The following is a 14,752-nucleotide window of genomic DNA, read 5'->3' on the forward strand; positions in this document are numbered from 1 at the left end:
CATCACTTTGCCGAACTCACAGCACACCAACAGACTTTCCTCCTAACATGCCGTGCTCATGACAGACAATTCATCGGCGCGCACCCCCATCGGCCGCCGCACCGTACTGCTCGCCACCGGCGCCACGGCCGCCACCCTGGCAGTCGGCACAGCCGCGGCGACGGACACCCCCACGCCCCCCACAACCCCCGTGGCCGCCGCGGCCGTCTGCACCCTCACCAAGGAGATGACCGAAGGCCCGTACTACCTCGACGGACAGTACGTCCGCTCCGACATCAGCGAGGACAAGACGGGCATCCCCCTGAAGCTGACGCTCACGGTCGTGGACGACGACACCTGCGTCCCGCTCAAGAACGCCCTGGTCGAGATCTGGCACTCGGACGCGCTCGGCGAGTACTCCGGCTTCGTGGGCAACAACGGCCACGACGAACCGGACAACGGCACGTTCCTGCGCGGCGGCGTCCTCACCGACTCAGGCGGCGTCGCGAAGATCACCACGATCTACCCGGGCTGGTACCGAGGCCGCTGCGTGCACATCCACATCAAGGTCCACACGGACGTCACCCTGACCCCCGACGGCTCCTTCACCGGCGGCGAGGAACTCCACACCGGCCAGCTCTTCTTCAGTGAGACGATCACGACCAGGGTCGCGGCACTCGCCGCATACAAGGTCAACACGGTCCCCCGCACCACCCTGGCCCAGGACTCCATCTACGACGAGGGAGGCGCCGCCTCAGGCCTCCTCACCCTCACGCCCCTCGGCAGCACGACCTCCGCCGGTTACGCCGGCACGCTGACGCTGGGCGTGGAACAAGGCTGACGCCGACCAGGCGCTACAGGGGCCGCTCGCTCAGCGGGCGGCCCCCATGAGCGCTTACGGCAAGTGGGGGTTCTGACCTGCAACGGATTCCATGCTTCGAAGGACTCGATGACGACGGAAAATCACTGCCACTGCGAGGCTCAGAAACAGCAAGGCCAGAGCCGAGGTGCCGTACGCCGGCAGATTCACCGGCGGATCCCCTACCCAACGGTGGGAGAGACTGTGGGATGCGTTCTTCGGGTCGTACGTGACGAGCATTGCAGCACCATTATGCGTTTCCGGGTACATCCCGGCGTAGTCCGAAATCTTGGTCTCTGTACCCGCCTTGGGGCCGCTCACAAAGCGAACCTTGACATACTTCGGCTTCGAGTCGACGCCCACGACTGTGACAGCGGACGTGATTCCGCGAGCACGCAGGTCCTGTACCAAAGAATGCGCCGGGAGCCAGAGGGCGAGAGTCATCCCTACGCACAGCAGAAACAGTCCGAACCCAGCGAGAATGACCCGACGTTGCGGGAGCTTCGGTGGTGGTTTCCACCCCGCTGCTCTTGCGGCGGCTTGGCGCGCCTCCTCCACATGGGGTGGGAGTTGATATTGCTCCGCAGGGCGTTTCCTCTTCTTCTTAGCCATACTTGGAAAACCATTCCGCAGGAGTGCGTAAGCGAAGACAAGACGTCGGTCCAGGGGACGACATGGCTGGGAGGTTCGTCGATGTGCCTGTCCCTGCCGAACACGGTGCCCCTTCGGTTCACTTGCGGGTCAGGGACGACCTTACCCACAGTGCCTTTCCACCCTGCGAGCAACACCACCCCTGCCGGAACCGTCGAACGCGACACCCCAGGCGTCACGCCGCAAGACGGGGAGCGATCCGGCGCTCCATGACCGCATCAACGAAGTCGATTGGCGGGCTGTAGGAGTGCGCGGCAACATAATGGAGAACCAGGTCGGGCGCGATGAGCCACTCCCCGGTCTTCGAAACGACACGGATCTCAGCTCCGCCCAGATACACCTCGCCGTCTGACATGTCATATGCGACCGGGTATGCAACTTCGCCGCCGACGTGGGAAATTGGGCAGTCATGCCACCCCCTCGTCCTGACCTGCCCGGCATCACGAGCCAAGAGGGACAGGGCGTCCAGGAAGCCGACCGAAACGGCGCCTGTCGCATAGGGATGCCTTTCATCCAGCCACCCCACATTGAGAGCCTGGACATTCCCCGGGACTGTTGCGGGCAAGTATTCATAAGGCGAGAGATCATCGAAGAATGCCATCAGTGCCCGTTCCTGGTTGCCGACCGGTGTGATCCAAAAGCACGCCCGTCACCGCCGCCCCCCGAACTCCCAGGCCCACACCTCGACATCCGCATACCGCCCCTCCACCAGCACACCACGCGCCCCCTCCGCGTCCGAGGCCCTCACCAGCACCGCCGTACCCACCCACGCCTCACCGTCGTCCGACAGCAACGGCCCGTACGCGATCAGCTCGTCCCGGGCCGCTCCAGAAGGCACGTCGAGGTCGGTAGCCGGGTCCGGGCCGAGGCCGATCACCAGGTAGCGGTTGCCGGTCGTCGGGCCGCCAGGGAAGTCCCACATGGTGCGGCCCAGCAGGTTGCGCCAGCGGCGGAGCAGTACGTCACGGTACGCCCCGGCCTGGTAGTTGGGCTCGTCGAAGGCGAACGCACGGGCGGCGGCGGAATCGGGGAGGTCGACGATGTGGACGCTGCCCGTGGGAGTCTCGCCGTCATCGGCGAAAGTCGGGCCGCGGGCGATCAACTCGGCCTCGTACTGGTCCATATAGGCCCAGTGCGCCTCCCCCAGTTCCTCACGCAGCCGCAGGGAGCCGACCCGGTCACGGTGAAAGCAGAAGAACTCCATGACCCCAGACCCTGCCACCCCGACCGCTGGCTACTCTCGTCATTCCATCGACTCGTGACCGTGGACGATCAACAGGGGGACAACAGACCGTGCGCAGCGCCGCCGTAACGCCCGAGGGCGATCTCATCCGCTGGGTCGAACTGCCGGGGCAGGAGCCGCCGCGCGTCTACGTGCACGGGCTGGGCGCCACATCGCCCGCCTATTTCACGGAGGTCGCGGTCGATCCCCGGCTGGCCGGACGCCGGTCGCTGTTGATCGACCTGCTGGGGCACGGCATCAGTGACCGGCCGACCACCTTCGATTACACGCTGGAAGCACATGCCGACGCCCTCGCCACCGCACTGACCCGGGCCGGTGTCGAGGGCGCGGAGCTGATCGCGCACAGCATGGGCGGCTCCGTGGCCATCGTCCTGGCCTCCCGCCACCCCCGTCTGCTCGCCCGGCTGGTCCTGATCGACGCCAATCTCGACCCGATCCCGCGTGAGCCCGGGTCGTCCGGCAGCAGCGGTATCGCCTCCCACACCGAGGAGGAGTTCACGCGGGGCGGCGGCTGGGCGGAGGTCCGCGACCGGGTCGGGGCGCACTGGTGGTCCACCATGCGGCTGGCCGGCCGGGAGGCCCTGCACCGCAGCGCGGTCAACCTCACCCGTGGGACGGCCCCCACCATGCGGGAACTCCTGCTGGACCTGAAGATCCCCCGGACCTTCCTGCTTCCCGAGGCCGACGGCCCGCTCCCGGGCGCGGACACCCTCACCGAGGCCGGCGTGTCCGTCGTCGCGATTCCCGACTGCGGCCACAACATCATGCTGGACAACCCGGAGGCCTTCGTGGAAGCGACAGCCGCGGCACTGGCGCCGCAGGGCTGACCGGGCCTCAAAAGCGGTGCTGCGCCCGCGTGATGCGGGCGCAGCGCGTCGCGAGGTGACGTCAGTTGCCATGAAGTCGTTCCAGCCGAAGATCTCCGGCGCCCGGCTCCACGGGCCCATCGGCCTGCGAAGAGCGAGGATCCCCACCATGCGGTACGTACGATTCGTCAAAGGCGCCGTCACCGTAACCGCCGCCACCGCGACCTGCCACACCCTCATGTACGCCGGTTTCTCATGGGCACGCGGCATCGGGGCCGGGGAGAACGAAGACAACACGTTCGCCGGGGCCTTCGAGTTCCTGCTCACCACAGCCGCTTCGTGGGTACTCATGCCCCTGCTGCTGTGGTTCGGCATGCTGGTGCTGCGGGAGACCGGCAACACCGTGTTCGTCCTCGTCGGGGGGCTGGTCTGGGCGGGAGTCTCGGGCTACTTCATCGACGACATCGACCGCGCGGGCGGGCACATACCGGTCCTGGCCCTCGTCGCCTTCGTGCTGCTCGGCACGGCACTGGCCGGGGCCGGCACGGCCCGCCGCGATTGACGCTGCCGGGGGCGGCCCGCCGGTCCGGAAGGCCGCCCCCTCACCGCGTCAGGACTACGGGCACTCCTTCCACGCCAGGTGGTAGACCGTGCTGATGTCCCCGTCCGTCGAGTCCATGGTCATGAAGCTGACCTTGTCGGCCGACTGGGTGCCGGCGTTGACCCGGATCTCGGTGTTGATGTTGAAGTTGCGCTGGACTCCGCAGGGTGCGTAGACCAGTTGGGCCCAGTCCGTCTCGTCGGTGGCCTGCCAGTTGTCGTTGAGGGGGCCGCTGAAGGGGTGGTTCTTGTACACCGTGCTGGGCGAGCCCTGGAAGTAGTACGAGGCTCTCTGGCTCGCGCTCGCGCCCCGCTGGAGGGCGGCGAAGCCCCGGTAGTCCGCGCTCGCGATGGCGTAGGTGAAGCCGCCGGGGACGTGGACCTTCAGGTTGAGCTGGCAGTTCCTGCGGAACGCCGTCGGGTCGGAGTTCCCGCCTGCCTGGGCGAGGTAGTCGCTGTAGGTCACCGTGAAGGCGGTGTTGTCCTCGGAGACGGCGACGGCCGCCGTGCCCTGCGGACAGCCGGAGCCGTTCACCGTGGCGACCTGGATGATGATCTTGTCCGGGGGCGGGTCGTCGAACCCGGAGGCCCCGGAGGACGGGGCTGTTGCGGGGAGTGCGCTGGTGAGGAGCGCGGCTACCGCGCCGCTCAGAAGCAGGCCACCGGCCATGGTTCTCCCATCCGTTCGTGGGGGGTGGAACACCGAAGAGCATGGACATGTCAAGACGACAGTGCATGCGCACCCGACCTGTGACCGTTCCATGAAGGAGCTGTGAAGGCTGGGAGCGGTCGCATCGTACGCAGGGCGGCAGAGGTCGGCCAGGTCGCTCCCCGGCCATTCACAGTGGCGGGATTTCGTCCGGGGTGCCGGCGGGCACATAGGGTGCGTTCCACCGACGCGTCAGAACGAGGACACTCCGAGGACGTCATGAGGATCACGCACAGCGCGGCGAGCGGCCGCACCTCACGGGTTCTCCCAGGCCGCCGGTTCCGCCGCCAGCCGCTCCACCTGCTCGGGCAGCGCGCCGGCCGCGAGGTCTGCGACCGTCACGCCCTCCAGGATCCTGCGCACATTGGCCCGCAGGGCGATCCACAGCGGCAGCAGCGGCTCGGCGGTGCCGCTGTAGGCGAGGCCGGTCGGCCGTTCGCCGCGCACCGAGACGATCGGTCCGTCCACCGCCCGGATCACGTCGGCGACCGTGATCTCCGAGGCCTCCCGGGCCAGCCGGTAGCCGCCGCCCCCGCCCCGCCGGCTGTCGACGACACCCCCGCGCCGCAGATCGCCGAGGATCCCCTCCAGGAACTTGTGGGGGATGTCCTGCGCGGTGGCGACGGCCTCCGCCTTGACCGGCCCTTCCCCCTGCCGGGCGGCCAGTTCCACGACCGCTCGTACCGCGTAGTCCGCACGTGCCGAGATCCTCATAGGACCATTGTCGCGGCGGGCTGTGGAAAATGACGCACAGCACCACCCGGGCACCACGTACCCGGCACAACCCACGCACCACGTAAGCACCACGCACGGCACGGCAGCACAACAGGAGGCGCTCCCTTGGAGCTCAGCAGGCGTACCTTCCACGCTCTCGCCGGCACGGCGGCGCTCGGCTTCGCGCTGACCGGCAGCGGGTCGCCGACCTCCGCCAACCCGGCACGGACCGTGCCCACGGGCCCGCCGCCACCGGTGCCGAGCGCGGACGGCAAACGGCATCACATCGGCTTCGACCGGTACTCGCTGCTGGTCGACGGCCGCCGCCTGGTGCTCTGGTCGGGCGAGATGCACCCGTTCCGGCTGCCGAGCCCGTCCCTGTGGCGGGACATGCTGCAGAAGATGCGTGCCCATGGCTACAACGCCGTCAGCGTGTACGTCGCCTGGAACTACCACTCCGCCGCTCCCGGCCGGTACGACTTCACCGGGGTGCGCGATCTGGACTTGTTCCTGCGGACGGCCGCCGAGACCGGGTTGTACGTGATCCTGCGGCCCGGCCCCTACATCAACGCGGAGGTCGACGCCGGCGGCTTCCCCGGCTGGCTGACCGCCACCGAGGGCACGGCCCGGACCTCCGACCCGACGTATCTGAAGTACGTCGACGAGTGGCTGACCGCCGTCAACGCCATCGTCGCCAAGCGGATGTTCACGCGGGGGACGGGCACGGTCCTGCTGTACCAGATCGAGAACGAGTACGACGCCCACGTCGACGAGCCGGCCGGGCGCGCCTACATGTCGTACCTGTACGAGAAGGTCCGCGCCGACGGCATCGACGTGCCGTTGTTCCACAACGACAAGGGGCGGGGCGGCCACTGGGCGCCCGGGTCGTTCGGCACCGGCGGGGAGAAGGGGCGCTGGCTGTACGGGTTCGACGGGTATCCGGAGCCGGACGAAGTGCCTCCCGACTGGGGGCACTTCGGGTCCGGCGGCGCGAGGGGCGGGGCCACGGCCAGTCCGCGCACGCCCGGGTTCGTGCCGGAGTTCGGCGGGGGCTGGTTCGACCCGTGGGGCGGGTCCTGGTTCGACGGGAAGGGATACGCCGAGGCGCGCCGGACCCGGGACGCGGCGTACGAGCGGCGCTTCTATCTGACCAACCTCGCCAACGGCATCACGCTGCACAACGTCTACATGACGTTCGGCGGCACCTCCTGGGGCTGGCTGCCCGCGCCGGCCGTCTACACGTCGTACGACTACGGCGCGGCCTTCGACGAGGCCCGCAACGCCACCCCCAAGCTCGCCGCGATGCACCAGATCGGGCAGTCGGTGCGCCACCTGCCCGACCTCGCCAGGCTGAACCGGGCGAAGGCCGTGCGCGCCACCGACGAGCGGATCAAGGTCTACCCCCTGGCCAACCCCGACACCGGCGCCCACTTCTACGTCCTGCGCAACGACTCCGCCGAAGCGGTCACGGTGACGCTGCCGGACGCCGGGATCGACGTGCCGGTCATGGTCCCGGCGCGGGACGCCAAACTGATCGCCGCCGATCTGAAGCTCGGGAAGCGGACGCTGGTGCACGCCACCGTGCAGCCGATGCTGAGCCTGACCGCCGGACGGCTGGACATCGCCGTGTTCGCGGGCCGGCGGGGCGATCTCGCGCAGGTCGTGCTGGAGTGCGTCGACGAGCCGACACCCATGCGGCTGGACGCGGAGCCCGCGTGGTCCTGGAACCTCAACAAACTGAACATCACCGCTCCGCTCGGCGCCGGCGGGCTGAGCCGGGTGCGGGTCGAGGGCGACGGCGTGGACACGCCGATGCTGGTGCTGTTCGCCGACGACGCGACCGCCCTGCGGCTGTGGCCGTACGAGACACCGTCCGGGCAGCTCCTCGTCTACGGCCCCGCCCTGCTGCGGTCGGCGACCCTGCGCGGCTCCACGGTCCATCTCACCGGCGACACCACCGGCGCGACCGGCCTGGAGGTGTGGGGGCCGCGCGGGATCACCCATGTCACCTGGAACGGACGCCCGGTGCCCGTCCGGATCAGCGCCTCCGGCAGCCTGCTGGCGCTCCGGCCGCTCCCCGGCGTGACCCGGCCGGCCCTTCCCGCGCTCGACGGCTGGCGGCGGCAGGCCGAGAACCCGGAGGCCGAGCCCGGTTTCGACGACTCCGGCTGGACGGCGGCCGACAAGACGACGTCCTTCAGCACGACGCCCGTCCCCGACGGACAGCCCGTCCTGTTCGCCGACGACTACGGCTTCCACTACGGCGACGTCTGGTACCGGGGCGAGTGGAACGACGAGAACGGCATGGAGTCCGTCTCCCTCGCCTACAGCACGGGCACTCAGGGCCTGCTCATGGCCTGGCTGGACGGCGAGCCGCTGGGCACGCACCGGATGCCCGTACCGGACAAGAGCCGGGCCCGGCAGGGCACGTGGACCGCGAAGGCCTCCTTCGCCCTGCCCGAGGAGCTGCGGGAGAGGTTCAGTGAGGCGCGGGACGGAGAGCGCGACCGGCATGTGCTGTCCGTGCTCGTCCGGCCGATGCCGCACGACATGGACGGCAAGGCGCTCGACACGCACAAGGCGGCGCGCGGCCTGACCGCCGTCACCTTCGAGGGCGGCTCCCCCGAGGTGAGGTGGCGGATCCAGGGCGCGTCGACGCCCGATCCCGTGCGCGGCCCGATGAACAACGGCGGGCTGCACGGGGAGCGCGAGGGCTGGCATCTGCCCGAGCACGACGACACGGACTGGAAGGACGCCGAGCTGCCCCGGGCCGACCGGCGGCAGGGCGTGACCTGGTACCGGACCGGCTTCCGGCTGGACGTCGACCCGGGCGTCGACGCCTCGATCGGGCTCGTCCTCGACGGCGAACCGGACCGGGCCTATCGCGTCCAGATCTTCCTCAACGGCTGGAACATGGGCCAGTACATCAACGACGTAGGCCCGCAACACACCTTCGTGCTGCCGAACGGGATCCTCCGCACACGTGGTGCCAACACACTGGCGCTGGCGGTGCTGTCGGACGGCAGCACACCTTCCGGGCCCGAGGATGTACGGCTGACCCTGCTGGGCGCGGCGGCGGGCGGGGTGCCGGTCAAGCCGGTGTGACCGGATCGAGCCGTCCGGGCGCATTGCCTTCTGAGGCGGGCTGGGCCACCGTGTTGCCTCGCATCCGCCGAAGAGGGAGGGGAACCTCGTGCGAAGACGGCGTTTCATCAGCGGATTAGCCGGTGCGGGGTGGGGCTGGCGCTCGCCCCGGCCGCGATCGCCCGGGAAACCGGTGAGCCCCATGCGTGGCAGGCCGTGCCGGTGCCGGACGGCACACCGGCGGCCCAGTTACGGGACGTCGCCGCCGCCGGGGCCGGTCTCGCGTGGGCCGTGGGCGAGGAGGCCCGCAGCGGCGGCACGCTGGGCTCACCGCTCGCCCTGGTGTGGGACGGCACGGCATGGGCGCGCACCGGCCTCGGTCATCTGGGCTGGCGCGGGTATCTGCACTCCGTCGCCGGTACGTGTGCCCGCTCGGCGTGGGCCGTCGGCACCGACACGGCCGGGGCCACGCACGTGCTGCGGTGGGACGGACAGACCTGGCGGGAGACGGACTTCCCCGGGCGGGGGCAGTCCGGCACCTCCCTCACCGGTGTCGCGGTCGACCCGGGTGGCGGAGCCTGGTTCTCCGGGCGTACCTCCGACGGCCAACTGCTCCTGCACCGGGACGGCGGCACCTGGACCTGGCTGCCCGCGCCGCCGAGCGCGACCGCCGCCACGCCTTCGGGCGTCCAGCTGACTCCGGCCGGTGACGTCTGGCTGTACGGCGTCGGGATCGTCGCCCGCTGGGACGGCTCGGCCTGGAGCGAACTGCCCGCCTACCAGGGCATCCGGGCGAGCATCACCGGGCTGCTGCCGGTGGCGGACGACGACCTGTGGCTCGTCGGGTACGACTACGGTGTGGGCGGCCCGGTCGGCAAACCCCCGGGTGTGCTGCTCCTGCACGGCGACGGCGGCACCTGGGAGAGCGTCACCCGGCCGTTCGGCGTCGGCATGCTGAACGGGATCGTCGCCGACGCGCAGGGCCGGCCGGACCGTATCGCCGGGTGGGACTTCTGGGACCAGACCCGGGCCCACCATCTGCGGTGGGACGGCGCGGCCTGGGTGAGCGAGCGGGGGCCGGTGGCCACGACCCCCGTCGTCATGAACGCCCTTGCCTCCGTGCCGGGTTCGGCGGGCGGCTACTGGGCGGTCGGCACGACGTCGACCTCGGCGTCCTCGTCCGCCCTGCTCCGTATCGAGCGCTGACCCGGCCGGCCCCTCACGCCAGCCGGATCACGTTCCAGGACAGCGGCTCCAGGACGGTGCTGAGTGTGCCGTCCTGGAGGGTCGTGCCCTCGACCGGGTGCGGGGTGACCCGCTCGGGGTCGTCGAGCGTGTTGCGGGCGTCGGGGTCGGCGTCCGCGAGGGCGCTGTGCTCGACGACCGACGTCAGGCCGAGCCCGCTCAGGGCGACCTCCAGCGGCAGCGCCTCGGTGCGGCCGCGGTTGACGGCGAACACCGTGACCGTGCCGTCCTCGGCGCGTACGGCGGTGGCGTGCAGCAGGTCGGCCTCGCCGTACTTCTTCGTCTCGTACGTCGGCGAGTCGACGCGGACGTCGAGGACCTGGCCGCGGCCGTACCGGCTCGCCTGCGCGAACGGGAAGAACGTGGTCTGCCGCCAGGCCGGGCCGCCGGGCTCGGTCATGATCGGCGCGATGACGTTGACGAGCTGGGCGAGGCAGGCGACCGTGACGCGGTCGGCGTGCCGGAGCAGGCCGATGAGGAGCGAGCCGAAGACGACCGCGTCCATGACGCTGTAGTTGTTCTCCAGGAGGCGGGGGGCCTCGGCCCAGGCCCGCTCGCCGGAGTTCTCGATCTCGTGCCACTCCGAGATGTACCAGACGTTCCACTCGTCGAAGGAGAGGTTGATCTTCTTCTTCGACTTCAGGCGCGCGCCCACGTGGTCGGCGGTCGCGACGACGTTGTCGATGAAGGACTCCATGTCGACGGCGGAGGCGAGGAAGGAGTCGATGTCGCCGTTCTCGGGCCAGTAGTAGGCGTGCAGCGAGATGTAGTCGACGAGGTCGTACGTCTCCTTGAGGACCGTCGCCTCCCATTCGGCGAAGGTCGGCATGGACTGGCTGGAGGAACCGCACGCGACGAGTTCGACCTTCGGGTCCATCTGACGCATGGCGCGGGCCGTCTCGGCGGCGACCCGGCCGTACTCCTCGGCCGTCTTGTGGCCGGTCTGCCAGGGGCCGTCCATCTCGTTGCCGAGGCACCAGAGCCTGATGCCGAAGGGGTCCTTGTCGCCGTGGGAGGCGCGGAGGTCGGACAGGGTGGTGCCCTCGGTGTGGTTGGCGTACTCCTGGAGTTCCAGGGCTTCGGCGACGCCTCGGGTACCGAGGTTGATGGCCATCATGGGTTCGGCCTGGGGGCCGACCTTGCGGAGGAAGTCGATGTACTCGGAGAGGCCGAAGCGGTTGGACTCCGTCGAGTGCCAGGCCAGGTCGAGGCGGCGGGGGCGGTTTTCCGCGGGGCCGACCGAGTCCTCCCACTTGTAGCCGGAGACGAAGTTGCCGCCGGGGTAGCGGATGGCGGTGACGCCGAGTTCCCTGACGAGGTCCAGGACGTCCTGACGGAGGCCGGCTTCGTCGGCTGTCGGGTGGCCGGGTTCGAAGACGCCGGTGTAGACGCAGCGGCCGAGGTGTTCCACGAAGCTGCCGAAGAGGCGAGGGTTGACCTGGCCGACGGTGAACGCGGGGTCGAGGGTGAAGCGGGCCTTGTGCATTTTCGCCTTTCGGGGTGGGTGGTTCGTTTCTCGTGGGCGGCTGCGGGTGCGTGGGGGCTGGGCGCGCGGTTCCCCGCGCCCCTGAGGCGATCGTCTACTGGCCCGCCAGACCGGTATGTGCGACACCCGCCACGATCTGCCTCTGGAAGAAGACGAAGACGATGATCAGAGGCAGGCCCGCCATCAGGCCGCCGGCCATGAGCTGGGCCCATTGGATGCCGTAGGAGTTCATGACCGTCGCGATGCCGTTCGGCATGGTCATCAGGTCGGGGTTGTTGGTCACCATGTAGGGCCAGAGGAAGTTGTTCCAGGAGGCGATGAAGGTGAAGATGCCGACCGCCGCGAGGGACGGGCGGGAGAGCGGGAGGACGATGGTGAAGAAGACCCGCCAGCGGCCCGCGCCGTCGATGAACGCGGCCTCCTCCAGCTCGCGCGGGATGCCCTGGAAGAACTTGTAGAGGATGTAGACCATCGCGGCGGGTGCGCACTGCGGCAGGATCATGCCCCAGTAGGTGTCCACCATGCCCATCTGCTGGACGGTGGTGAACAGCGGCACGCCGAGGACCGCCGGGGAGATCATCAGGCCCGCCATGACCAGCCCCATCAGGGCGTTCTTGCCGCGGAACTCGGTGCGGGCGAACCCGTATCCGGCGAGGGCGCTCACCAGCAGGACGACGGACGTCACACAGACCGAGACGACCAGGGAGTTCACGAACCAGTTGGTGATGTTGCCGGTCTCGAAGAGGGCCTTCCAGGCCTGGCCCGTCCAGTCCTTGGGGAGCCAGTGCGGGGGGACCTCCACCGCCTCGGTCTCCGACTTGAGCGAGGTGAACAGGCCCCAGGCGAAGGGCGCCAGGAAGACGGCGGAGACGGCGGTGCCGAGGAGGGTGAGCACGATCTGGCTGGGCGTCCACGGCTTGCGGGGCTCTGCGGCTGTGCTCATCGGGCGGCCTCCTCACGGCCTCGCAGCAGCCACATCCGGGCGAGGGCGACGGCCGCGATGATCACGAAGAAGATGACGGAGATCGCGGAGGCGTAGCCCACGCGGTAGCTGGTGAAGCCCTCTTCGAGGGTGTACTGCACGAAGGTGCGGGTCGATCCCTCGGGCCCGGGGAGGAAGTCCATCATCACGACGGCCTGGTCGAAGACCTGGAGCGAGGCCAGGATCTGCAGGGCGATGACGAGGCCGGTGATGTTGCGCAGCATCGGCAGGGTGATGTGGACCATGCGGTGCCAGGCGTTCGCGCCGTCCAGCCTGGCGGCCTCGTAGAGGTGGCCGGGGATGCCCTGGAGTGCGGCGAGGTAGAGCAGGAAGCTGAAGCCGACCGTCCACCACAGGGTCTGGATGACGATGGCGAGCATCGCGTACGACTTGTCGGTCAGCCAGGGCGTCTCGATGCCGAAGACGTGGTTGATCATTCCGGTGCCGGGGTTGAACAGCCACTGCCAGAGGTTGGCCGCGACGGTGGACGGCAGCAGGAACGGGGCGAAGAAGCACAGCCGCCACAGCCACTTGCCGCGTTCGATGTGGTGGGCGAGCATCGCGAGGAGGAAGGCGAGGACCGTGATGCAGGGGACGACCAGGAGCGTGAAGTACGCGCTGTGGCCGAGGGAGTCCCACATCAGCGGGTCGTTCAGGGCCTCGCGGTAGTTGTCGAGGCCGACGAAGCTCGCGCCTTCGCCGGAGATGTTGGCGTCCGTGAAACTGAGGTAGACGCCGCGCAGCAGCGGCCAGATCACGAACAGGGCGAAGAGCGCCAGGAACGGGGCGACGAACCAGCCGCCGTGCTGGAAGCCCTGGCCGCGGTGGAGGCGGGCGCTGTCGGCGGCGGTCTTCACGCGTGCGGGTGCGGCGATGCTCTGGGCGCTGGTCGTCACGCGGCCGCACCTCCCTCTGCGGCGGTGCGGCCGTCCATGGGGTTCTTCATGGCCAGCAGCTGGGTGAGCGCGCTGTTCATCCGGCGGGCGGCGGTCCCGGGCTCGGCGGAGCCGACCGTGGCGGAGACGACGATCGGGCCGACGCGCTGGGCGAGGATGCCGGTGGAGCCCGCGAACCAGACCTTCGGTTCGGTGGCCTGGTGGTCCATGGCCGACACGTACTCGCTCTGCGGGTTCAGGTCCTTGTACGCGGCCGTGGACAGGGTCGGCGTGTAGGCGGGGATGTGGCCGCCTGCCGCCCACTGCTGAGCGTGCCGGACGACGTAGGCGGCGAGGCGGTGGGCGGCCTCGTCGGTGGGGCCGCCGCGGTCGGACTGGTGCGGCAGGACGAAGGCGTGCGACTCGGCGTGGGTGGCCTGCTTGCCGAAGACGGGCGGCAGCGGGGTCGCGCCGTAGTCGAGCTTCGCTCCGGAGTAGACCGGGACCGACCAGTTGCCCTCCCAGGCGAAGGGGGCGCCGTTGACGAACTGTTCGGCGCCGACGGAGCCCATGCCCGGATCGGCGTACCCGTCGGCGGTGTGGCGGCGCAGGAACTCCAGGACCTGGGTGGCCTTGTCGGTGTCGAAGGTGACCTCGGTGTGGGCGGCGTCGAACCAGGTGCCGCCGAGCTGGGTGTAGAAGGCGACGAAGAACCACCACTGGAAGTTCTGGTCGTTGGCCCACAGACCGATGGTCTGCAGGCCCTTCCTGGTGGCCTTCCTCGCCTCCTTGAGGACGTCGAACCACTCGTCGGGGGAGGTGACCGGCACGATCCGGCCGTCGTCGCCGAGCAGCCCCGCCTTCTTCAGCACGTCCTTGCGGTAGAAGCAGAGCTGGACATGGATGTCGAGCGGGAGGGCGTAGAGCTTGCCGTCGATGACGGCGCGCTTCCACAGCGCGGGGTTGAAGTCCTCCTCCCGTACGCCGTACTCGGCGAGCAGGCCGACGTCCCAGGGGTCGAGGAAGCGGCCGGGCGAGAAGCCGGTGACCCGGCCGAGGTGCATGACGCCGAGGTCGGGTGCGCGGTTGCCCGCGGCGGCCATCGCGAGCTTGGTGTAGAAGGGGCTGCCCCACTGCAGCGTGGAGTCCTTCACCGCGATGTCCGGGTTGTCCTTACGGAAGGCGTCCAGCATGGCGATCATGTTGGAGCCGTCGCCGCCGCTGAAGAGGTTCCAGTACCGGACGCGGGTGTTCGCACTGGAGGCGAGGGCGTCGGCTCCGGTGCCGAGCGCGGCGAAGCCGAAGCTGCCTGCGGCCAGGAGTCCTCCGAGTCCTCCGAGAAGCTGTCTACGGTTCAGGTCAGGTCGTCCCATGCCCTGCCTTACTGTCGGTGTGCCCTAACTGTCGGTATGTTCGTTCGGTATTTCGAAAATCGCTCGTTACTTCGAACGGGACCGTAAATTCGAAGCGCTTGCGCGTCAATGGCCCAGCCGGACTGTGGACACGACGTTCCGTACAA

At 69.4% G+C, this 14,752-nt stretch carries 13 protein-coding genes; 5 read left to right on the top strand and 8 right to left on the bottom strand.

Translation table 11 applies throughout. The features are described from left to right. The first annotated feature begins 58 nt into the window (after positions 1-58). Entirely contained in the window at positions 59-820 is a 762-nt protein-coding gene (locus ACQEV8_RS13385; RefSeq protein WP_432959857.1) for an intradiol ring-cleavage dioxygenase, read from the top strand. A gap of 844 nt (positions 821-1,664) precedes the next feature. Here the strand turns inward: ACQEV8_RS13385 and ACQEV8_RS13390 are convergent. Both ACQEV8_RS13390 and ACQEV8_RS13395 read right to left on the bottom strand, forming a co-directional pair. Continuing rightward, entirely contained in the window at positions 1,665-2,090 is a 426-nt protein-coding gene (locus ACQEV8_RS13390) for a hypothetical protein (protein WP_432959858.1), read from the bottom strand. 48 nt (positions 2,091-2,138) lie between these two features. Continuing rightward, positions 2,139-2,693, bottom strand: a complete 555-nt coding sequence (locus ACQEV8_RS13395; RefSeq protein ID WP_432959859.1) for a YciI family protein — start codon at positions 2,691-2,693, stop codon at positions 2,139-2,141. An 89-nt stretch (positions 2,694-2,782) separates the two neighbouring features. Here ACQEV8_RS13395 and ACQEV8_RS13400 point away from each other — a divergent pair, with 89 nt between their 5' ends. Together ACQEV8_RS13400 and ACQEV8_RS13405 are read left to right on the top strand one after the other, a co-directional pair. Then, complete coding sequence (locus ACQEV8_RS13400) at positions 2,783-3,559, top strand: alpha/beta fold hydrolase (protein ID WP_432959860.1); 777 nt, start codon at positions 2,783-2,785, stop codon at positions 3,557-3,559. A 148-nt stretch (positions 3,560-3,707) separates the two neighbouring features. Further along, positions 3,708-4,100 carry a hypothetical protein gene (locus tag ACQEV8_RS13405; protein ID WP_432959861.1) on the top strand — a complete coding sequence of 131 codons (393 nt, stop codon included), beginning with the start codon at positions 3,708-3,710 and terminating at the stop codon, positions 4,098-4,100. 54 nt (positions 4,101-4,154) lie between these two features. Here ACQEV8_RS13405 and ACQEV8_RS13410 read toward each other — a convergent pair whose 3' ends face one another. Continuing rightward, positions 4,155-4,808 (bottom strand): DUF4360 domain-containing protein, encoded by a 654-nt coding sequence (locus ACQEV8_RS13410; RefSeq protein WP_432959862.1) that lies wholly within the window; start codon positions 4,806-4,808, stop codon positions 4,155-4,157. A gap of 294 nt (positions 4,809-5,102) precedes the next feature. Next, complete coding sequence (locus ACQEV8_RS13415) at positions 5,103-5,561, bottom strand: RrF2 family transcriptional regulator (protein WP_432959863.1); 459 nt, start codon at positions 5,559-5,561, stop codon at positions 5,103-5,105. A 126-nt stretch (positions 5,562-5,687) separates the two neighbouring features. On the opposite strand from ACQEV8_RS13415, the gene ACQEV8_RS13420 reads away from it, so the two are divergent. Then, positions 5,688-8,666 (top strand): glycoside hydrolase family 35 protein, encoded by a 2,979-nt coding sequence (locus ACQEV8_RS13420; RefSeq protein WP_432959864.1) that lies wholly within the window; start codon positions 5,688-5,690, stop codon positions 8,664-8,666. Between the two features lie 129 nt (positions 8,667-8,795). Continuing rightward, positions 8,796-9,851 (top strand): hypothetical protein, encoded by a 1,056-nt coding sequence (locus tag ACQEV8_RS13425; RefSeq protein ID WP_432959865.1) that lies wholly within the window; start codon positions 8,796-8,798, stop codon positions 9,849-9,851. A 13-nt stretch (positions 9,852-9,864) separates the two neighbouring features. Here the strand turns inward: ACQEV8_RS13425 and ACQEV8_RS13430 are convergent, their stop codons facing one another. The 4 genes from ACQEV8_RS13430 to ACQEV8_RS13445 all read right to left on the bottom strand — a co-directional run bounded on the left by ACQEV8_RS13430 (position 9,865) and on the right by ACQEV8_RS13445 (position 14,606). Then, on the bottom strand, positions 9,865-11,376 hold the full coding sequence (locus ACQEV8_RS13430) for an alpha-N-arabinofuranosidase (protein WP_432959866.1): 1,512 nt from the start codon (positions 11,374-11,376) through the stop codon (positions 9,865-9,867). A gap of 94 nt (positions 11,377-11,470) precedes the next feature. Continuing rightward, positions 11,471-12,319 carry a carbohydrate ABC transporter permease gene (locus tag ACQEV8_RS13435; RefSeq protein WP_432959867.1) on the bottom strand — a complete coding sequence of 283 codons (849 nt, stop codon included), beginning with the start codon at positions 12,317-12,319 and terminating at the stop codon, positions 11,471-11,473. Continuing rightward, on the bottom strand, positions 12,316-13,254 hold the full coding sequence (locus ACQEV8_RS13440) for a carbohydrate ABC transporter permease (protein WP_432959868.1): 939 nt from the start codon (positions 13,252-13,254) through the stop codon (positions 12,316-12,318). Before ACQEV8_RS13440 ends, ACQEV8_RS13435 begins: the two co-directional genes overlap by 4 nt. Beyond that, the gene (locus ACQEV8_RS13445; RefSeq protein WP_432959869.1) at positions 13,251-14,606 is read right to left on the bottom strand and encodes an extracellular solute-binding protein; all 1,356 of its coding nucleotides are present in this window, start codon (positions 14,604-14,606) and stop codon (positions 13,251-13,253) included. Before ACQEV8_RS13445 ends, ACQEV8_RS13440 begins: the two co-directional genes overlap by 4 nt. Positions 14,607-14,752 lie beyond the last annotated feature (146 nt).

The organism is Streptomyces sp. CA-179760 (assembly GCF_050937045.1).
Lineage (GTDB): Bacteria > Actinomycetota > Actinomycetes > Streptomycetales > Streptomycetaceae > Streptomyces.

Bases quoted from the DNA above. Each gene is read 5' to 3' on its own strand.
- ACQEV8_RS13385 (WP_432959857.1), top strand. From the start codon at position 59: ATGACAGACAATTCATCGGCGCGCACCCCCATCGGCCGCCGCACCGTA.
- ACQEV8_RS13390 (WP_432959858.1), bottom strand. From the start codon at position 2,090: ATGGCATTCTTCGATGATCTCTCGCCTTATGAATACTTGCCCGCAACA.
- ACQEV8_RS13395 (WP_432959859.1), bottom strand. From the start codon at position 2,693: ATGGAGTTCTTCTGCTTTCACCGTGACCGGGTCGGCTCCCTGCGGCTG.
- ACQEV8_RS13405 (WP_432959861.1), top strand. From the start codon at position 3,708: ATGCGGTACGTACGATTCGTCAAAGGCGCCGTCACCGTAACCGCCGCC.
- ACQEV8_RS13410 (WP_432959862.1), bottom strand. From the start codon at position 4,808: ATGGCCGGTGGCCTGCTTCTGAGCGGCGCGGTAGCCGCGCTCCTCACC.
- ACQEV8_RS13415 (WP_432959863.1), bottom strand. From the start codon at position 5,561: ATGAGGATCTCGGCACGTGCGGACTACGCGGTACGAGCGGTCGTGGAA.
- ACQEV8_RS13430 (WP_432959866.1), bottom strand. From the start codon at position 11,376: ATGCACAAGGCCCGCTTCACCCTCGACCCCGCGTTCACCGTCGGCCAG.
- ACQEV8_RS13435 (WP_432959867.1), bottom strand. From the start codon at position 12,319: ATGAGCACAGCCGCAGAGCCCCGCAAGCCGTGGACGCCCAGCCAGATC.
- ACQEV8_RS13445 (WP_432959869.1), bottom strand. From the start codon at position 14,606: ATGGGACGACCTGACCTGAACCGTAGACAGCTTCTCGGAGGACTCGGA.